At 59.6% G+C, this 17,661-nt stretch carries 13 protein-coding genes; 3 read left to right on the top strand and 10 right to left on the bottom strand.

Going from position 1 to position 17,661, the window contains the following annotated elements:
• Positions 1 to 10: 10 nt before the first annotated feature.
• The 3 genes from ACOYNV_RS03980 to ACOYNV_RS03970 all read right to left on the bottom strand — a co-directional run bounded on the left by ACOYNV_RS03980 (position 11) and on the right by ACOYNV_RS03970 (position 7,097).
• Complete coding sequence (locus tag ACOYNV_RS03980) at positions 11 to 973, bottom strand: transglutaminase family protein (RefSeq protein ID WP_422898449.1); 963 nt, start codon at positions 971 to 973, stop codon at positions 11 to 13.
• 15 nt (positions 974 to 988) lie between these two features.
• Entirely contained in the window at positions 989 to 3,571 is a 2,583-nt protein-coding gene (locus tag ACOYNV_RS03975; RefSeq protein ID WP_422898448.1) for a circularly permuted type 2 ATP-grasp protein, read from the bottom strand.
• A gap of 232 nt (positions 3,572 to 3,803) precedes the next feature.
• Positions 3,804 to 7,097: a DUF2126 domain-containing protein gene (locus ACOYNV_RS03970; RefSeq protein WP_422898447.1), complete on the bottom strand. Its 3,294-nt coding sequence runs from the start codon at positions 7,095 to 7,097 to the stop codon at positions 3,804 to 3,806.
• A gap of 453 nt (positions 7,098 to 7,550) precedes the next feature.
• Here ACOYNV_RS03970 and ACOYNV_RS03965 point away from each other — a divergent pair, with 453 nt between their 5' ends.
• Entirely contained in the window at positions 7,551 to 8,414 is an 864-nt protein-coding gene (locus ACOYNV_RS03965; RefSeq protein WP_422898446.1) for a transglutaminase family protein, read from the top strand.
• Between the two features lie 73 nt (positions 8,415 to 8,487).
• On the opposite strand, the gene ACOYNV_RS03960 is transcribed toward ACOYNV_RS03965, so the two are convergent.
• The 3 genes from ACOYNV_RS03960 to ACOYNV_RS03950 all read right to left on the bottom strand — a co-directional run bounded on the left by ACOYNV_RS03960 (position 8,488) and on the right by ACOYNV_RS03950 (position 10,274).
• Positions 8,488 to 8,955: a putative toxin-antitoxin system toxin component, PIN family gene (locus tag ACOYNV_RS03960; protein ID WP_422898445.1), complete on the bottom strand. Its 468-nt coding sequence runs from the start codon at positions 8,953 to 8,955 to the stop codon at positions 8,488 to 8,490.
• Positions 8,956 to 8,962: 7 nt separating this feature from the next.
• Positions 8,963 to 9,214 (bottom strand): type II toxin-antitoxin system Phd/YefM family antitoxin, encoded by a 252-nt coding sequence (locus ACOYNV_RS03955; protein ID WP_422898444.1) that lies wholly within the window; start codon positions 9,212 to 9,214, stop codon positions 8,963 to 8,965.
• Between the two features lie 493 nt (positions 9,215 to 9,707).
• Positions 9,708 to 10,274 (bottom strand): cob(I)yrinic acid a,c-diamide adenosyltransferase, encoded by a 567-nt coding sequence (locus tag ACOYNV_RS03950; RefSeq protein ID WP_422898443.1) that lies wholly within the window; start codon positions 10,272 to 10,274, stop codon positions 9,708 to 9,710.
• Positions 10,275 to 10,455: 181 nt separating this feature from the next.
• Between ACOYNV_RS03950 and ACOYNV_RS03945 the strand changes: the two genes are divergently transcribed.
• Both ACOYNV_RS03945 and ACOYNV_RS03940 read left to right on the top strand, forming a co-directional pair.
• The gene (locus tag ACOYNV_RS03945; protein WP_422898442.1) at positions 10,456 to 11,331 is read left to right on the top strand and encodes an HDOD domain-containing protein; all 876 of its coding nucleotides are present in this window, start codon (positions 10,456 to 10,458) and stop codon (positions 11,329 to 11,331) included.
• A gap of 147 nt (positions 11,332 to 11,478) precedes the next feature.
• Positions 11,479 to 12,246, top strand: a complete 768-nt coding sequence (locus tag ACOYNV_RS03940; protein ID WP_422898441.1) for a PP2C family protein-serine/threonine phosphatase — start codon at positions 11,479 to 11,481, stop codon at positions 12,244 to 12,246.
• 18 nt (positions 12,247 to 12,264) lie between these two features.
• Here the strand turns inward: ACOYNV_RS03940 and ACOYNV_RS03935 are convergent, their stop codons facing one another.
• From ACOYNV_RS03935 to ACOYNV_RS03920, 4 genes are all read right to left on the bottom strand, one after another.
• The gene (locus ACOYNV_RS03935) at positions 12,265 to 13,728 is read right to left on the bottom strand and encodes a DEAD/DEAH box helicase (protein WP_422898440.1); all 1,464 of its coding nucleotides are present in this window, start codon (positions 13,726 to 13,728) and stop codon (positions 12,265 to 12,267) included.
• A gap of 140 nt (positions 13,729 to 13,868) precedes the next feature.
• The gene (locus ACOYNV_RS03930) at positions 13,869 to 16,019 is read right to left on the bottom strand and encodes a DUF1631 family protein (RefSeq protein WP_422898439.1); all 2,151 of its coding nucleotides are present in this window, start codon (positions 16,017 to 16,019) and stop codon (positions 13,869 to 13,871) included.
• 66 nt (positions 16,020 to 16,085) lie between these two features.
• Positions 16,086 to 17,018, bottom strand: coding sequence for an exopolyphosphatase (locus ACOYNV_RS03925; protein ID WP_422898438.1), 933 nt, complete (start codon positions 17,016 to 17,018; stop codon positions 16,086 to 16,088).
• A gap of 86 nt (positions 17,019 to 17,104) precedes the next feature.
• The gene (locus tag ACOYNV_RS03920) at positions 17,105 to 17,503 is read right to left on the bottom strand and encodes a hypothetical protein (RefSeq protein ID WP_422898437.1); all 399 of its coding nucleotides are present in this window, start codon (positions 17,501 to 17,503) and stop codon (positions 17,105 to 17,107) included.
• Between the last annotated feature and the right edge of the window lie 158 nt (positions 17,504 to 17,661).

Here is a 17,661-nt window from a genome sequence, read left to right as displayed (position 1 = left end):
GACAGGTGGCTCAAGTCTGTTGAAGACTTTCGCCAATGGAGACTTCGTTTTCACACGGCGTCACCGTCACCGCGACGTCAAGTTCGTGCTCGTCACCCCCCAGGATCACGCCGCGTAGCGGCGACACATCACCGAAATCGCGGCCCCAGGCCAGGGTGATGTGCTGGGTATCGGGCAGCAGGTTGTTGGTCGGGTCGAAATCGACCCAGATGCCGCCAACAATGCTCGGGCAATAGACCGAAATCCAGGCGTGCGAGGCATCGGCGCCGACCAGGCGTGGTTTCCCCGGCGGCGGTTGCGTCAGCAGGTAGCCGCTGACGTACCGTGCGGCCAGGCCGAGCGAACGCAGGCAGGACAGCATCAGGTGCGCGAAGTCCTGGCAGACGCCGCGTTTGTCTTCCAGTATCTTGAGTACCGGCGTGGCGACGGTGGTCGCCTCGGGATCGAACTCGAATTCGCTATGGATGAGGCTCATCAAGGCCTGGACGGCTTCAAGCAGCGGGCGTCCGGGGGTAAAGCAGGGGCCGGCGTAGGCAGAAAACTCATGCTTGACGCGAACGTAAGGCGATTCAAACAGGAAGCATTCGGCATCAAGAAGCACCGGCGTGACGCCGTAGACCAGCGCGTCACGAACCTCCTCCCAAGGCGGCGAGTTTGCCAGAGAATTTGACAGGGATGCAGCCAGCCCAGCGGCCGGCAAGTGCGGCCTGACCTCGATGGTGCTCTCGGCACGCACCAGCAGGCGGCTGTGCGGTGCCTCGATGGCGAACTGCCTGACCAAATTGCCAAAGTGGTCGACGCGAGACTGTGTGAGGGTCGGCTCTGGATCGATACTTATCTGGTGCGCGATGCAGCTTTGCCACGGGCAATCGCGCGGCGTCAGATGCAGAAGCTGGCGCGACAGCGAAACAGGGCTTTCGTAGCTGTAGCTGGTTTCGTGAATTACGTGGTAGCGGGCGGCGGGGGCGTTCATGACTTCATCTTTGTATCACGCCGCCAGCGTCTGCCGGCTGACATCGCCGACATGGGTGAAATAGCGCATGGCCAGGCGATCCGAAAGGGTGGCGGCGGCGAGGGCTGTCGCGTCGAGCAGACCGGCCAGTTCCAGACAGGGGTCGCAGTTGCGGCACTGGCTGAAATCAAGGCTTTCGAAACGCGCCAGATCAAAGGATTGCAGGCCGCTGAAGGCGAGGCGCAGCGAGTCGTCATTGGCATCGCCAAGCTCATTGGCCCGACGGCCGATGTATTGCACCAGGTCCTGCAGCTGGAAGCAGACGGCGTGCGGATTGCCTTCGTCGAAAACTATCAGGTCGATTGCCGGCAGGAGTTCGGGCTGGGTCATGTAACGCGAGCGATAAGTGATGATGCTGTCGGCCAGCTCGAGCAGCCACTCGATGCTGCCCGGGGCGCGCGTCGATTCGAGACGCAGGAACTGGCTGATGGCCGTGGACAGGAAAATGAGACGCTCGATGCGTCGGCCGATGATCAGGAAACGCCAGCCATCGTCGCGCGTCATGTTGTCCATGGCGAAACCGGCCAGCGACGACGAGGCGAGCAGCACCTGATCGAGGAAGGCCAGCGCGTCGCTGATCTCGTGCGGCTCTTCGCTGTAGCGTTGCAACTGATGCTGCATGCGGTTGAGCGCATGCCAGTTGTCGAGCGAAAAGCGCTCGCGCACCTGTGCGCCAACCCACAGCAGGCGACGGATGTTGCCGGCCAGACCGTCATCCGGCTCGCTGTCACAGATTGCGGAGAGCAAACACGTTTCAATTTCCGGGCGACGAACAGAAATTTCATCAGCGCTTGACGGCTCAGCTTTTGTGCCGGCTTCATCCTCATCTTCTTCGGGCAACAACTTGAGCGCATAACACATATTGAAAGCGGAAAGCAGCGCCGGCATGGCGTCGGTGCCGGCGTCGACCAGCCGCGAGACGCTGATGCGCAACAGGCGCGCCGCATCGTCGCAGCGTTCGGTGTAACGGCCGAACCAGTAGAGATTTTCGACTACCCGTGACGACAGATTGCTCCCGCTACGTATCAGATCGATGATCCCGACCGAATTTTTAAGCAGGCTGAAGGAATTCACGGCGCCCTCGCTGAGCACCCAGGTATCCTTGCTCGACCCGCCGCGTTGCATCGAGATGAGACGGGCGTTGGCGGCCGCCGAAACACGTGTCAACCCGCCCGGCATCACGACGTAGCCGTTCGGCGTGGCGGCGGCATACACGCGCAGCCCGACGCCGTGCGGCAACAGGCTGCGTTCGTGCGTCGTACTCCACACCGGCGCCTGCGAAAAATTCACCAGTTCCTGCGCCACATAGGCCAGCGGCCGGGCACGCAGGCGGGCAATCATTTCCTCGCGCTGTGCTGCATTCAACTGGTTGCCGAAGATCGGATCCATGCGTTGCGACGGAAATGAAGCCTTGATCACCAACTGGTCGAGATTCTTGATGGTGAACTCAAGCGCCGCCGGCTCGCCACACCACCAGGTGCCGACCGACGGCATGGCCAGCGTTTCGCCGAGCAATTTTTTGCAGGCGCCGGGCAGGAAACCCGGCAGCGCGGCCGATTCGAGCAGACCGCTGCCGAGCGCGTTGGCCACCAGCACGTTGCCGGCGCGCACGGCCTGCAACAGTCCGGGAACGCCCAGCGCCGAATCGCCGCGCAGTTCAAGCGGATCGCTGTAGTCGTCGTCGAGCCGGCGCATGATCGCGTGCACGCGACAGAGCCCGGTCAGCGTCTTCAGATAGACGCACTCGCCGCGCACCGTCAGATCCTGCCCTTCGACCAGCGGAAAGCCGAGATAGCGCGCCAGATAGGCGTGTTCGAAATAGGTTTCGTTGTATGGGCCCGGCGTCAGCAGCACGATCAGCGGCGCATCCCGGCCACCATCGTGAGCACTGACACCGACTTGCGGAGCCCAGTGCGCCAGGCTGTCGCGCAGCGCACTGAAAAAGGACGCCAGATGCTGCACACCCAGGTCGCGGAACTGTTCGGGGAAAACACGCGAAACGATGATCCGGTTTTCCAGCGCGTAACCGGCACCGGAGGGCGACTGCGTACGGTCGCCAATTACCCACCAGCGGCCGTCCGGCGAGCGCGCGAGATCGGCGGCATAGAGATGCAGCCAGGTGTCTCCAGGCGGCTTGATACCCTGGCACGGCCAGAGAAAACCGTTATGGCCATAGACCAGTGCCGAGGGCAGCGTGCCGTCCTTGAGCAGCGTCTGCTGGCCATAGAGATCGCCCAACACGGCGTTGAGCAGGCGCGCGCGCTGGGTGATCGCGCTGGAAATCTCCTGCCACTCGCCGGCCGAGAGGATCAGCGGTAGCGGATCGAGTTCCCACGGCCGGTCAGTCCCTTTCGGGTCGGCGTAAACGTTGTAGGTAACGCCGTTTTCCTGGATGCGCCGGCGTACGTAGTTGAGCCGGTGACGCATCTGCTCGGGCGTGGACGCGCTTAAATGATCAAAAAATGCTTGCCATGACGGACGCAACTCACCGTCTTCGGCGAGCATCTCGTCGAAGCGGTCGGTGGGTCTCAGGTACTTTGAAAGCAGGGTTCGCGGCATGGCTAAAAGGGGTTGTTGAGAGACTGTGAAAATATCAAAAATCCACCGCAGAGGTGAGCGTTCCGGCTTCACCTACACTAGTAGCAAGTCATGGTGAAATCTATGGGTAACCCCGTCATTCCGGGCTTGACCCGGAATCCAGTGGTGCACCTCTAGATTCCGGGTCAAGCCCGGAATGACGAATTTTCTTGGCACGTTTCACCATGATTGACCACTAGCCAGCGCCTACGTTTCAGGAGCGCCGCAAGTCTAGCGTAAACGGGAAGTTTGCGTTGCCTGGCGCGAGCGGTACCTCGATCGTCCCCGGCGTGTGGCCAACGGCGGAAAAGCGTGCCAGACGCCGCCCTTCGGCCTCGTTGGCGTTGACCGGATAACGCTCGGGATTGCGTCCGCCGGGATGCTCGACGTGGTACTGGCAACCGCCGAGCGAACGTTTCATCCAGGTATCGACCAGGTCGAAGGTCAGCGGCGCATGGATGCCGATGGTCGGATGCAGCGCCGATTGCGGCAGCCAGGCGCGGTAGCGCACGCCGGCGACAAACTCGCCAATATTGCCAGTCGGCTGCAGCGGTACCGGCTTGCCGTTGCAGGTGAGCACAAAACGATCGCCGGCCATGCCGGTTACCTTGGCCTGCACACGCTCACACGAGGCATCGACATAGCGCACGTTGCCGCCGGCAGCGCCCTCTTCGCCCATCACATGCCAGGGTTCGAGGGCATGGCGCAGTTCGAACTCGATGCCTTGGGCGACAAAGCCGCCGTGGATCGGGAAGCGGAACTCGAAATGCGGGGCGAACCACGCGCTTTCCAGGGCATAGCCGGCGCCGCGTAGATCGTCGATCACGTCGTCGAAATCCTGTTTGACGAAATGCGGCAGCATGAAGCGATCGTGCAGTTCGGTGCCCCAGCGCATCAGTTTCTCGGGGGCATAGGGCTGCTTCCAGAAGTGCGCGATCAGCGCCCGCAGCAACAACTGCTGGGCCAGCGACATGCGCGCGTGCGGCGGCATTTCGAAGGCGCGCATTTCCAGCAGGCCGAGGCGACCGGTCGGGCCGTCCGGCGAATAGAGCTTGTCGATGCAGAACTCGGCGCGGTGCGTGTTGCCGGTGGCGTCGATCAGCAGATTGCGCAGCAGGCGATCGATCAGCCACGGGGCAACTTCTTCCCACGGTTTTGGAAACTGGCTGAAGGCAATTTCCAGTTCATAGACCGAATCGTTGCGTGCCTCGTCAACTCGCGGCGCCTGGCTGGTCGGGCCGATGAACAGGCCGGAGAAGAGGTAGGACAGCGACGGATGGTTGTGCCAGTAGCTGATCAGGCTGCGCAGCAGGTCGGGACGGCGCAGGAAGGGCGAATCGAGCGCAGTGAGCGCGCCGAAAACGAAGTGATTACCGCCGCCGGTGCCGGTATGGCGGCCGTCGAGCATGAACTTTTCGGAGGTCAGGCGCGACAGGTGGGCCATTTCGTAAAGATGCGTGGTGCGCTCGACCATCTCGTCCCAATTGGCGCAGGGCTGAATGTTAACTTCGATAACGCCAGGGTCGGGGGTGACGCGGAAGTTGGTCAGGCGCGGGTCCGACGGCGGCTCGTAGCCTTCGAGGAGGACCGGCGATTTCAGCGCGTCGGCAGTGGCTTCGACGGCGGCTACCAGTTCGAGGTAATCATCCAGCGCATCGGTCGGCGGCATGAAAATGTAGAGAATGCCTTTGCGTGCCTGAACCGAAATCGCCGTGCGCGTAACCTCGGACGCCGACTCCTTGCTTTGTGGCGGGCGATCATTGACAAAACTTGCGGCAGGAGAACCTTCAGCAATTTTTTCATGCAAGTCGGCATGCGTCGGCAGCGGTTCGAAAGTCTGGGTCGGATCGGGCGAATGGGTGTACGGATAGTCGCTCTTGGCCACCCAGGGCTGCGAATCGAGCGGCAGGCGGAAACCGACCGGCGAATCACCGGGCACCAGAAAGCAGCGTTCGCCGCGCAGGAACCACGGGCTGGTTTGCCACAGTTCCGTCTTCTTCGGATGGCGCATTACCGGCAGGACGTAGCCGATGACTTTCTCCAGCCCCTCACCGAAGATCGAGGCCAGACGGGCGCGTTCGAGCGGATCGTCAAGGCGCGCATCGTGCGGGTCGACGTTGATCGGCAAGCGGTGCTCGCGCCACAGGTAGTAAAAAGCGTCTTCGTAAGCCGGGAAAACGTACTTGCCATCGAGCCCCAGCCGCTCGGCCAGGCCGCGCAGGAAGCGCCCAGCCAGCGCCTCGTCGGCGCCATAGTTCTGTTTTTCATCGGCACACAGCGCCGGATTCTTCCACACCGGTTGCCCGTCACGCCGCCAGTAGCAGTTGAGCGACCAGCGCGGCAGTTGCTCGCCGGGATACCACTTGCCCTGGCCGAAGTGCACCAGGCCCTGCGGCGCGTATTTCGCACGTAAACGATGGAAGACTTCGGCGGCCAGGATGCGCTTGGTCGGCCCCATGGCCTCGGTGCTCCATTCGGCGCCATCCGGGTCGTCGATCGAAACGAAGGTCGGCTCGCCGCCCATGGTCAGGCGCACGTCGCCATTGAACAGATCGGCGTCGATGCGATGGCCCAGCGTTTCGATCTGCGACCATTGCTCCTCGGTGTAGGGCTTGGTCACGCGCGGTGCTTCCCAGACGCGTTCAATGCTCATGCTGTGCTCGAATTCACAGACGCACTCTTCCGTAAACCCGGTGATTGGCGATGCGGAAGACGGTTGCGGCGAACAGGCCACCGGGATATGCCCTTCACCGGCAAACAGCCCGGAAGTCGGGTCGAGGCCAACCCAGCCGGCACCGGGCAGATAGACTTCGCACCAGGCGTGCAGGTCGGTAAAGTCGACCTCGGTGCCGGACGGGCCGTCGAGCGACTTCACATCCGGCACCAGCTGGATCAGGTAACCGGAGACAAAGCGTGAGGCCAGGCCAAGATGGCGCAGTACCTGGGCCAGCAGCCAGGCTGAATCGCGGCACGAGCCGGTGCCCAGTTCCAGGGTTTCCTCCGGGCTTTGCACGCCGGGTTCCAGGCGGATGACGTAGCCGACGACGCGCTGCACGCGCTGGTTGATGTCGACCAGGAAATCGACGCTGGGCATCGCTTCGCTCGGGATGGTCTTGAGAAATTCGCTGACCAGCTTGCTCGGCGGCAGCGTGTGCAGATAGGGCAGCAACTCTTCACGCTGCTCGGCCTCGTACTTGAACGGGAATTTCTCGGCGTAGGGCTCGGGGAAGAAGTCGAAGGGATTGATCACCGACATTTCGGCCACCAGATCGACCTCAACCCGGAACTCGCGCGTTTTCCCGGGGAAGATCAGCCGCGCCAGATAGTTGCCCTGCGGGTCTTGTTGCCAGTTGATGAAGTGTTCGGCGGGCGTGACTTTCAGCGAATAGCTGAGGATCGGCGTACGCGAATGCGGCGCCGGACGCAGGCGAACCACCTGCGGCGAGAGGGCAACCAGGCGGTCATAGCGATAAATGGTAACGTGATTTAGGGCAACTTGAATCGACACGGTGAGCTCCGGGAAAAGTGGTCTGCTGTTTGGTTAGCAAGAGCCGCGCCATCCCTTGGCTAACCTTTTCGCTGATATTCGGCAATTGGCGCACCGAAACAGTGCGAGCGCCAGCGGCCATGCACCACGGGATGGCAAAACAAGAATCGTTGCTCGGCCAGGCAGATCACTGAAGGTTTAGTGATGGAAAATTCGGATATAGTTAGCCGGCACGGAACCAGCACTGATCGCTCAACCTTAAAACCGCAGTTGGATTAATGCCAATGTCGCAGGCCCTCATCCCCGGCCCTTCTCCCGCGGGGAGAAGGGTGCAAACCCCCTCTCCCCGCGGGAGAGGGTCGGGGTGAGGGCTAAACACGCGTCAAACTTGACGTTGCGGTCAATTAGTCGCATTCAACTGCGGTTTTTAGCTCAAGACGATGCTGGGCAATACAGAAAGAAAGAAGGAAAAGCATGCGACGACTAAATATTTCTCACGTAACCGAGTACCGGTTCTCGACTCCGGTAGCGCTGCAGCCGCATCGGCTGCGCTTGCGTCCACTCGAAAGCCACAGCCTGAGGATCGAATCCTCAACGCTCGACATCACCCCGGCCCACGCCATCCGCTGGTATCAGGACGTGCTTGGCAATTCTGTGGCGACGGTGAGCTTTGGCGATATTGCAGACACCTTGCACGTGCTGAGCGCGGTGGTCATTGCTGTTTATGACGATGCGCCGCTCGATTTCCTGATGGAGGATTATGCGGTCAATTGTCCCTTCGCCTACGCCATCGACGAGCAACCCGATCTCGTTGCCTTCGAGCAAAGTGTCTATCCGGATGATCGCCCGGCGGTGCACACCTGGCTTAATGGCCTGGGCCTGCTGAAGCGGCCGATCGAGACATTCGCGCTGCTTTCGCAATTGAACTGTGCAATCGCCAATAATTTCACCTACCAGATTCGCGAGGAAGAGGGCGTTCAATCCCCGGCCAAGACGCTGCGCATGAACAGCGGCTCCTGCCGCGACTTTGCCGCACTGTTCATCGAAGCCTGCCGCTATATGGGCCTCGCCAGCCGCTTTGTCAGCGGCTATCTGCATATGCCCAACAACGAGGAAGGAAATGCCAGCACCCATGCCTGGGCCGAAGTCTATCTGCCCGGCCCCGGCTGGAAGGGTTTCGATCCGACCAGCGGCCTGATCACCGGTAATCACCACATCCCGGTTGCCGTGGCTCGCCATCCCGAAGCGGTGCCCCCGATCTCGGGCAGTTTTGTTGGCCCGGCTGGACTTCGCCCGGTGCTGAAGGTGTCGGTGCGGGTTAGCGATGTCGGGGTTTGATGCGGTGATCAGGGCCGAATCGCCACGGCAAGTTTATCCTGACTGACTACCGGCCCAAGGCCAGGCTCCGCGCTCATTCGCGCTCAGGCGGGAATCCGGAAAATTCGGGCAAGCCCGATGCGTCGGCAGGCGAAAGGATTTTCACGCCGTGGAGCGACGACACGCTTTCTGACAAAACCAGTAAATCCTGGTCGCCGGTCACCAGCCAGGCAGCCCCCGCCACCAGTGCTGCATGGATAAACTTGTCGTCAGTCGCGTCGCGACAGAAGGTCTTTTCGGCAACCGAGGGCGGCACATCGACCCAAATGGCAACGGACGCCAGGTCACGCAGAAAATCGTTGCGCTGTTCCAACGTCACGTAGCGGTCAAATTTTGGGCGCCACAGACGCTCCCTGAGTTCGGCAAAGGTGTCATCCGAAAAAATCGGCTGACCGTTACGCACCACCTGCCGCGTCAAACGTGCAGGGTGGCCCGACTTGGTCAGCAAGCCGCTGACCCAGACATTGGTGTCGATGACAACGGGCGAACTCCTCGGGCCCACCGGCTGCTCAGCTTTCGTCGGCCAACAAATCGGCCAGCTTCTCCGGCGTCAATCCGGCACGTTCCGCTGCATCGGCGGTTTCGTCCATCGTCTTCACCAAACGGTCGGCGTAATAGGCGCGCATCGCTTCGTAGTCCTGAGCACTGACCATCACGCCGACCACGCGGTCGTGGCGCATCACCCGCACCGGCTCGCGCTGAGCACGGTCTATGAACTCGCCAAAATGGGTCTTGGCTTCGTTGGCGGTATAGGTTTGCATGGCTTGACCCCTCTTTGCATGGAATACAGAATTGACACATTCAATCTAGACGAATCGTTCGATTTGGTCAAATAGATCGCTTCAGACTAGAGAAAATATACTCTGCTGCGCACTGCTCCCTGTGCTGAATGTGGTTTTAACCCAGAAAACTCTGTTTAACCACGGCGGCACGGCGAACACAGCGTAAAAACAATGGCTTGCAATGTTTTTATGATTCACCCTTTGGGTGAGCCATTAAATCCTGAAAAACTGAGGCTTTTCGCCGTGTCCGTCGTGTCGCCGTGGTTTGAACTGCGGTTTTTAGATTTAAGGCTGAACGCTTGTGACAACAAGACAGCCTGGAATTATTGTTGTTTTACAGACACATGAGGCTGCAGAGCCCGTGAAAAGGCGATCTACAGCCTGCATGCCAGAACAGTGGCGTATTGATTGGCTTTACAGCCATAGTCGCTGCAGAACGCCAATTGGCGCGGCTTCCAGGTGTGGTGCTTTATCAACCCGGCTTCTTGCTGCGCTTCTTGCCATGTGCCCACAGTACATCACCACGGCCACCCGCCATGTTCAGCACCCGGCCAAACACAAACAGCAGATCGGACAATCGGTTCAGGTATTTGCCGGCGAAATCGGAAACGTTTTCGTTGTTGGCGAGGTGCACGACGCGACGTTCGGCACGGCGGCAGATGGTACGGGAAAGGTGAGCAAGCGCTGCGGCCGTGGTGCCGCCGGGCAGGATGAACTCCTTGAGGGGGCTGAGATTCTCGTTGAATTGTGTGACGAGTTCTTCAAGGCGTACGATGTGCGCTTCACTCATGATGTGTGAGCCGGGTATGCACAGTTCGCCACCCAGATCGAAAAGATCGTGCTGAATGCCGATCAGTGCTTCGCGGATGGCTTCAGGAAACTCTTCAGTCAGCAGGACGCCAAGGCTCGAGTTGAGTTCGTCAACCTCGCCAATGGCTTCAATGCGCAGGCAATCCTTGGCGACTCTCGACCCATCGCCAAGGCCGGTGGTGCCGGCATCGCCGGTGCGGGTAACTATTTTTGAAAGGCGGTTGCCCATAACTGGATTCCTGAGGAGAATGGGTGAATAAGAGACTGAGTGGCTGATTATATCGGAAGACTTCTTCCTGTTCTTTACTGCAATCAAAGCATTGGATAGCAAGTCAGATTTCCGGCTACGCGAAGCTTTAAAGTACGCGATCAATCATCCTTGATGAAGTCTTGATCGATTAGAGGAAACCATGGTATTCGACAAAACACTTCTCGTGGATCTCTCCGGAGAAGAAAGCAAAAGCGTCAAGCGCCTGTTTGACAAGGGAATAACCATTCCGACGCAGCCGCGTGTGCTGCACCAGTTGCAGGAGCAACTGGCGAGCGGCGTTGCGGATGTGCGCGTACTGTCGCGCACCATCGCCCAGGACCCCGGGATCGGCTCGATGCTCTTCAGGGTGGTGCAGAGCGCGGTGTTCCGCAAATTCCAGCCGTTTGATTCGCTCGAACACATTCTGCAAGCAGTCGGACTGCAGCAGACAGGCAATCTGGTGCGCGCCATTGCGCTGTCGTCGGCGCTGCCCGCCAAGCACAACCAGAAGGCTTTTGAGGCGTATTGGGCGCGTTCGCAGGCCGTTTCAGAACTCGCCATGCTGATTGCCGAAGATCGGGTGACGGTGTGCAATATCTTTCCCGACCAGGCCTGCCTGGCCGGCATCTTTCACGATTGCGGCGTGCCGGTGCTGATGCAGCGTTTCTCGACCTACTGCAAGGACATGCATCTCGATGATCCGGAAAACTGGATCGATCTGGCCGAAGAAGACGCCCGCTTCAACGCCGATCATTGCGTGATCGGCTATCTGGTCGGGCGGCACTGGAAGCTGCCGGATTTCATCTGCGACTCGATTCGCTACCATCACGACATCAATCGCATCGAGAATCATGCAGCGCGAACCATGGTGGCGATCCTGCAGCTGGCAATCCATTTTTACCACCTGAATCAGCGCATTAACAACCCGGAGTGGGATGGCGTGCGCCATGAAGTGCTCGATGAACTGGGTCTCGGTGAAGATACCTTGCCCGAACTGTTTGATGTCATTCTTGAGCGCTATAACCGCACGGCTTGAGTTTGGCCTTGGTTGTGATTCGAGGGCACGAAAGGCGCTTCGCCAGTCTGGGCTACGTGCTCCGGAATTGCTGTTTCGTGGATTGCCGCACAGTAACTGCCTACTCCAAACGTGATACTCTGCCCACACTCGGGGAGAACCAGTGTAATGCCAATAATTATCGATGCGTGTATTGCCCAGCATCAGGGAGACCGCAAAGAACAGCAAGATCGTGTTGCCCTGCTGCCCCATCCCAAAGGCGGGGGAGTAGTGCTGGCGGTCGTTGCCGACGGGATGGGCGGACATACCGGCGGCGTGCTGGCCGCCCAGCAGGTGATTCACACGGCCTGCAACAACCTCGAGGGGTTATCGGCGCGCAGCGAATCGTCACAGGCCATGCTCGAATCCAGCCTCAAAGAGGCGCACATGCTGATCAAGGCGTCGCGTTTCATGAACGAGAAGGATCCGCACAGCACGGCGGTGATAATGATCCTGCAGCCGGGCAAGGTGAGTTGGGCGCATTGCGGCGACAGCCGTCTCTACCGGTTCCGCGGAGACCAGCCTTTTTTTCGCACGACCGACCATTCTTACGTCGAGCAACTGGTGGCCAAGGGGAAAATCACCCCGGAACTGGCCCTCGTCCATCCCAACCGCAATATCCTGATTACGGCGCTTGGCGGCAACGAAGTCCCGAAGATCGATCTTGGCGAAGCAGAAGACCTGCAGGCGGGAGATTCTTTTCTGCTGTGCTCGGACGGTCTGTGGGGGTACTTCAGCGATGCCGAACTGGCTGGCGTGATCGCCGCCTATTCGGCCCGCGAAGCTGCGGAACTGCTGATCAGCCGGGCTCGAACGCGGTCCCGGGGCGAAGGTGATAATGTATCGCTGGCGATCCTGAAACTCGTGGAAGCGCCGGCGAAAAAACCGGTACGCTAACCACCGTCTGCGGCCACGCTAAACTTTTTTCCGACCCAGTCCGCCCAGTAACGCCGCGACAAGACGGCGCGGTTTGTGCGGGTGCTCCATGCGCGCAACGACCTGCGCTGTTTCGGTGTCGGCGGGAGCGGCCAGGGGATGCGGTTCCGCACTCTCGTACGGCTTGCTGAAATCGAAACCGTCGGCAGCGATCGAGCTCTTGCGCCTGCTGCTGCTGACCGGCCGGCTTTCTGAGGCATGCTCACGGCGCGGCCTGGCCGCTGGAGCGACCGATGCCGGTGGAGACGGTGGGCGGCGGTGATGCGCTTTGCGGCCGGTGGGCGGATATTCGTAGTCGTATTCCGGATCGAATCCGGGAACGATGACCTGTTCGACCTGTATCTTGATCAGCTTTTCAATGTCGACCAGATACTGGACTTCGTGTGCCGAAACCAGGGAAATTGCCGTGCCCGGCTTGCCCGCCCGACCGGTACGGCCGATGCGGTGAATGTAGTCTTCCGGCGTATGCGGAAGCTCGAAATTGATGACATGCGGCAGATCATCGATATCCAGGCCGCGAGCTGCAACGTCGGTGGCAACCAGCACCAGCACCGTGCCATTCTTGAACTCTTCGAGCGCCTTCAGCCGTTCCAGTTGGGTCTTGTCGCCATGAATCGAATCGGCCTTGATGCCGGCACGCTGCAATTCGCGGGCGAGCTTGTTGGTTTCGATCTTGGTACGGGTGAAAACCAGCACCTGATTGAAATCCGAAGACTTGAGCAGTTTGACCAGGAGCGCCCGCTTGGCATCGGAAGCCACCGGATGAACGCGGTGCGTGATCGTCTCGGAAACCGTGTTGCGCTTGGCCACTTCGATCAGCACCGGCGACTTGAGCATCTTGTCAGCCAGCTTCTTGATCTCTTCCGAGAAGGTCGCCGAAAAAAGCAGACTCTGCCGCTGTTTCGGCAGCAGGCTGATGATGCGCGTCACATCGGGCACAAAGCCCATGTCCAGCATGCGGTCGGCTTCGTCGAGGACGAGCGCTTGCACGCTGCCGAAGTTCAGGCATTTCTGTTCGACGAGATCAAGCAAGCGTCCCGGGGTGGCCACCAGCACCTCGACACCGAGACGGATTTCGGCGATCTGCGGCTTGATATCGACTCCGCCGTAAGCGCACAGGCTGCGGATCGGAATGTATTTGCTGTAGGTCTTGACCGACTCGTGCACCTGGATCGCCAGTTCGCGCGTCGGCGCCAGCATCAGTACGCGTACAGGGTGGCGGGCGGGAGACGGGCTCGGGCTGGCGAAAGGAAGGATGCGCTGGAGCAGCGGCAGGGTGAAAGCAGCGGTTTTCCCGGTACCCGTCTGGGCGCCGCCCATCAGGTCGTTACCGGCAAGAACAATCGGAATGGCTTGCGCCTGAATCGGCGTCGGATCCGTGTAGCCCTGTTCGGAAATGGCTCTTAGCAGCTCGGGCGCGAGGCCGAGTTCGTCAAAACGCATCGGCAGCGCCTGTAAATAAATGTGGAATCAATGGCATAGGGCGTGGATTATACACCTTTTGCGGGCTTTTTCGCTTGCCGAATATGGCCAGGCGTGGTGTGCAGCGCGTTGCGGCATTTAAAGTCCAAACGCGGTTTCGATCACTGCAGCGTAATCCGGCCTAGCGCCTGCTCCGCCGCTTCATCGAAGAGCGATGACTCGGAGACGACACGAGCGCGGCTATCGCGTAGTTGTTGTTCAAGCAACGATGGCGCCAAAGCGACGGCAAAGCCCCAGTCGGGGTTGAACAGCAAGACGGTTCCGGAAGGAACACCATGCCAGCAGTAGCGACCACACAGACGTTCGCCATCCGGCAGGAAAAAGCTGATCCAGTCCCCCACTTTCCAGGCGTTGCCTGCGGCACGCCAGGGGGATTGGGTTGCGCTTGGCAGACCAAGGTATTGCACAAGCTTGCCATTGTGCTCAAGGATTTGAACCGAAGGCACCGCCATATCGCTCATCAAATTAGCAAGGGGCAACTCTGCAGAGGCCGGTGCGGGAACAGCGGATCGATTGCGCAGGGCGGCTGTTTGAAGGTCAAAGCAGGTGTTGAGGAAAGGGACTCTTTCTTCAGTTGAAATCTCCAGAAGATCCAGCCCGGCGTTGATGCGCTTGATCAGCGAAGGGATCAGCGAGACCAGTTGCTTTCGCTCATCGGCAGTCTGCTTGGGCTGCACGCTCCAGAGAAGCTCCTCGATGGTGGAATGGCATTCCTTCCAGCGCGTCCCCTCTGTACCGCCCTCAAGGCAAGCGGCTTGCATGACACGCAGCCAGTAATCCGACAGGAATTTCCCGATTGCCGGATCCATGGGTTGGCCGAGCACTTTGCGCAGCCAATCCTGGGCGCTTGAGCGGGCCGCATTCCCGGCTTCGTGCTCCAGAACCACTTGCACATAGGGCTGTATATTCGCCTGAATGGATTGATCACGCTCGGCGATCAGCGCGTCGAGTTGTTCGAGATGCGGGCCAATTTTTCCATCGTTGTCTTCAAGTGTGCTACGAACTGCGTCAGCCAGTTTCGCGAGGCTGACGCACACCGGGTGATCACGTCCGGCATCCGGGGCCAGTCCGATGGCGGCACGTGCCATGCGGTTGACCAGCCGGCGGGCCGGATGCTGCGTGTCGGCAAAGAAGGAATCGTCGATTATGGCCAGCTTGAGCAGCGGGATTTGCAGACGGCCGATGGCGGCCTTGACGGCGTCGGGAAGGTCGGGGGCGGCAAAGATGCCCTCGAAAATAAGCGAAAGCGTGTCAAGGGCGATGGCGGCGGGCTTGCCCAGCGGCAAATCCAGATCTTTCGCTTTCAGCGCGCGCAGTGGTTGATCTGCGCTTGATTCTCCGAATGAAAAATTTGACAGCCCGCATTCCTGTTGAAGATCAAAAATGCGCAGACGTTCCATCAGATGGTTCAGCATCACGATGGTCGAAGCGTTGAGAATGACATTGCCCGAACTATCGGCGTGATTGCCGGTGGTGTTGCCTGAAAAGGTCTCCGCCGGCGCAAGGTCTTCGCCAGCAAACTGCTGGCGCAAGGTTTGTTGCAATGTCGAGAGGGCGTTGGCGGCCTGGCCACCGTCGCTGCTTGAGGAGCCCCCTGCCCTCCCTGTTCCCCCAGCCCCCCCAGCCCCCGTCCCGGCCGAAGGCTTGCCGCCGCTCGCTCGCTGGACAAACTGAACTACTGCCGGCTCAACGCGGTGACTCTCAAGCAGTTCGTTGAGTTCCATGTAGATCTCTGGAAGCTTCTCCTGGAGTTGTTCCTGCAGGCGGTCAAGTCGATCAAGGTTCTGATCAAGGTTGTCGCCACTCTCTTTGCAGATCGTCCATAGGCCCCGGCAGATCGGCTCAAGACCGACCGGGTTGCTTTCTGCAGCCATCTTTGGCCGATGCAGCAAGGTCATGTAGCGCAACTGGACTCGCCAATGATCAATGCGCTCATCGCTTCTCAGGCGACTGGCAATTTCGCCGATACGGATATCCAGTTCGAGATCGTCATTGCCCACCAGCGTGATTCGCGAGGCCGTCAGCCCGGCGGTCTGCTCGAATCCGTCCTGCTGGGCGGAAGCGGCCAGTTCGTCATGAGCACTTCCGACTTCGCGGACAAAGGCCGAAATGACGGATGGCGAAGAAATCCCCGACTGCCTGGCAATTTCCACGAGTCGGCGCTGAAAAAGTTCGCTGCAGTCGCGCAGGACAAAAAACGAGTCCTCTTGTGCTTGTTGCGGAGCCGTCGCGGGGCCGGATTGTTCGAGCATTTTTAATTCAATACAAAATGAGGTGGCGGCAGCAAGCGCCTGCCGCCAACTGCATTGACTTCCCGATCAACCATCGGCGTTGATCTGCGTGATGATTTCCTTGAGCTTGGCCTCCGCCTGATCGTTGTCCACCTGGCAGGTGCCGGCGGCATGGTGACCACCGCCGCCGTAGTTGAGCATCAACTCGCCAACGTTGGTCGCGCTGCTGCGGTCAAGAATCGATTTTCCGGTAGCAAAAACGGTGTTCTGTTTCTGCACACCCCACAAGACATGGATCGAAATATTGGTTTGCGGGAAAAGCGCGTAGATCATGAAGCGGTTGGTGGCGTAAATTGTTTCTTCGTTGCGCAGGTCGAGTACGGCCAGTTTCTTGTAAACCGTCGTGCAGCGCTGAATCTGTTCCTTGGCCTTGATGGCGTGCTCGAAGTAAAGCTCCACGCGCTCCTTGACGTCCGGCAAGGCGAGAATGTCATCGATGCCGTGATTGCGGCAGTATTTGATCAGATCCATCATCAGCGTGTAGTTGCTGACCCGGAACTCGCGGAAGCGGCCCAGACCGGTGCGCGAATCCATCAGGTAGTTGAGCAGCACCCAGTCGACCGGGTCGAGAATTTCCTCGCGGCTGAATTGCGCCGCGTCGGCCTTGTCGACGGCGGCCATCATCTCGTCGGTAATGTTCGGGAAGGTTTTCCTGCCGCCGTAGTAGTCATAAACCACGCGCGCCGCCGACGGGGCGTCGGGGTCGATGATGTAGTTGCTGTGCGCGCCGGGGTTGCGGATGGTTTCCGAGAGGTGGTGATCAAAGACCAGGCTGGCTGCAGCGACATAGGGCAGGTTGGTGGTGATGTCGCGGCTGGTGATATCGATCTTGCCGTCCTGCATGTCCTTGGGGTGGACGAATTTGATGTCGTCGATCAGATCGAGTTCGTTGAGCAGCACGGCGCAAACGAGACCGTCAAAATCGCTGCGAGTAACTAGTCTATATTTTTCCTGGCTCATGGCGGATTCCTTTCATTCCTTGAAAACAATAACAACATTTCTGGGGGCGATGCTAACGGAAAAAATTGGTCTCCCCCGGCGGATGATCAGCGTTTTTCGACAGCCTTGGTGCCGGCTTTTGCGCCTGCTGCAGGCGCTTCGGGCGCTGGCGTCTTGCGCCTGGTGCCGGGCGCTGATACGGGAGGCAGTTGAGGCTCGACGGTTTCCAGCTTGTTCTCGCGCATGTAGGCATCCATGTCGCGCCAGCCTTCGTAGATCGGCGCCTTGGGAAGCCACGAGTAGATAGCGTAGCAGTCTTCGATGGCACGCCCCGACTGGCGGCAGGCACCACCGACCGCCTTGCCTTCGGCATCGGTCCGGGCGGCTTTGGCGTTCGGGTCTTCGATTCCCATTTGTTGCTGGATCATGTCGCAACCGGCCACGCCGAGTAACAGTGCCAAAGAAAGCAGGAAGGCACGCAGTGGGCGCGCTAGCTTGACTGACACGAAGATCCCTGACTATTGGTTTGCATCATTAGCATTTTAACCATAAAAGCCGGCTCGACGATGCGGCAGTTTACGCATCGCGACATGCCCCGCACGAAATCGCCTTAGGAACGCCTACGAAATAACTTCCCCTTTTCCAACATTCGAATCGGGAAGGT

This window comes from Propionivibrio sp. (assembly GCF_049316945.1).
Classification (GTDB): Bacteria; Pseudomonadota; Gammaproteobacteria; order Burkholderiales; family Rhodocyclaceae; genus Propionivibrio.
The sequence above is the reverse complement of the archived record's forward strand: the minus strand, read 5'-3'. Positions and strand labels throughout refer to the sequence as shown.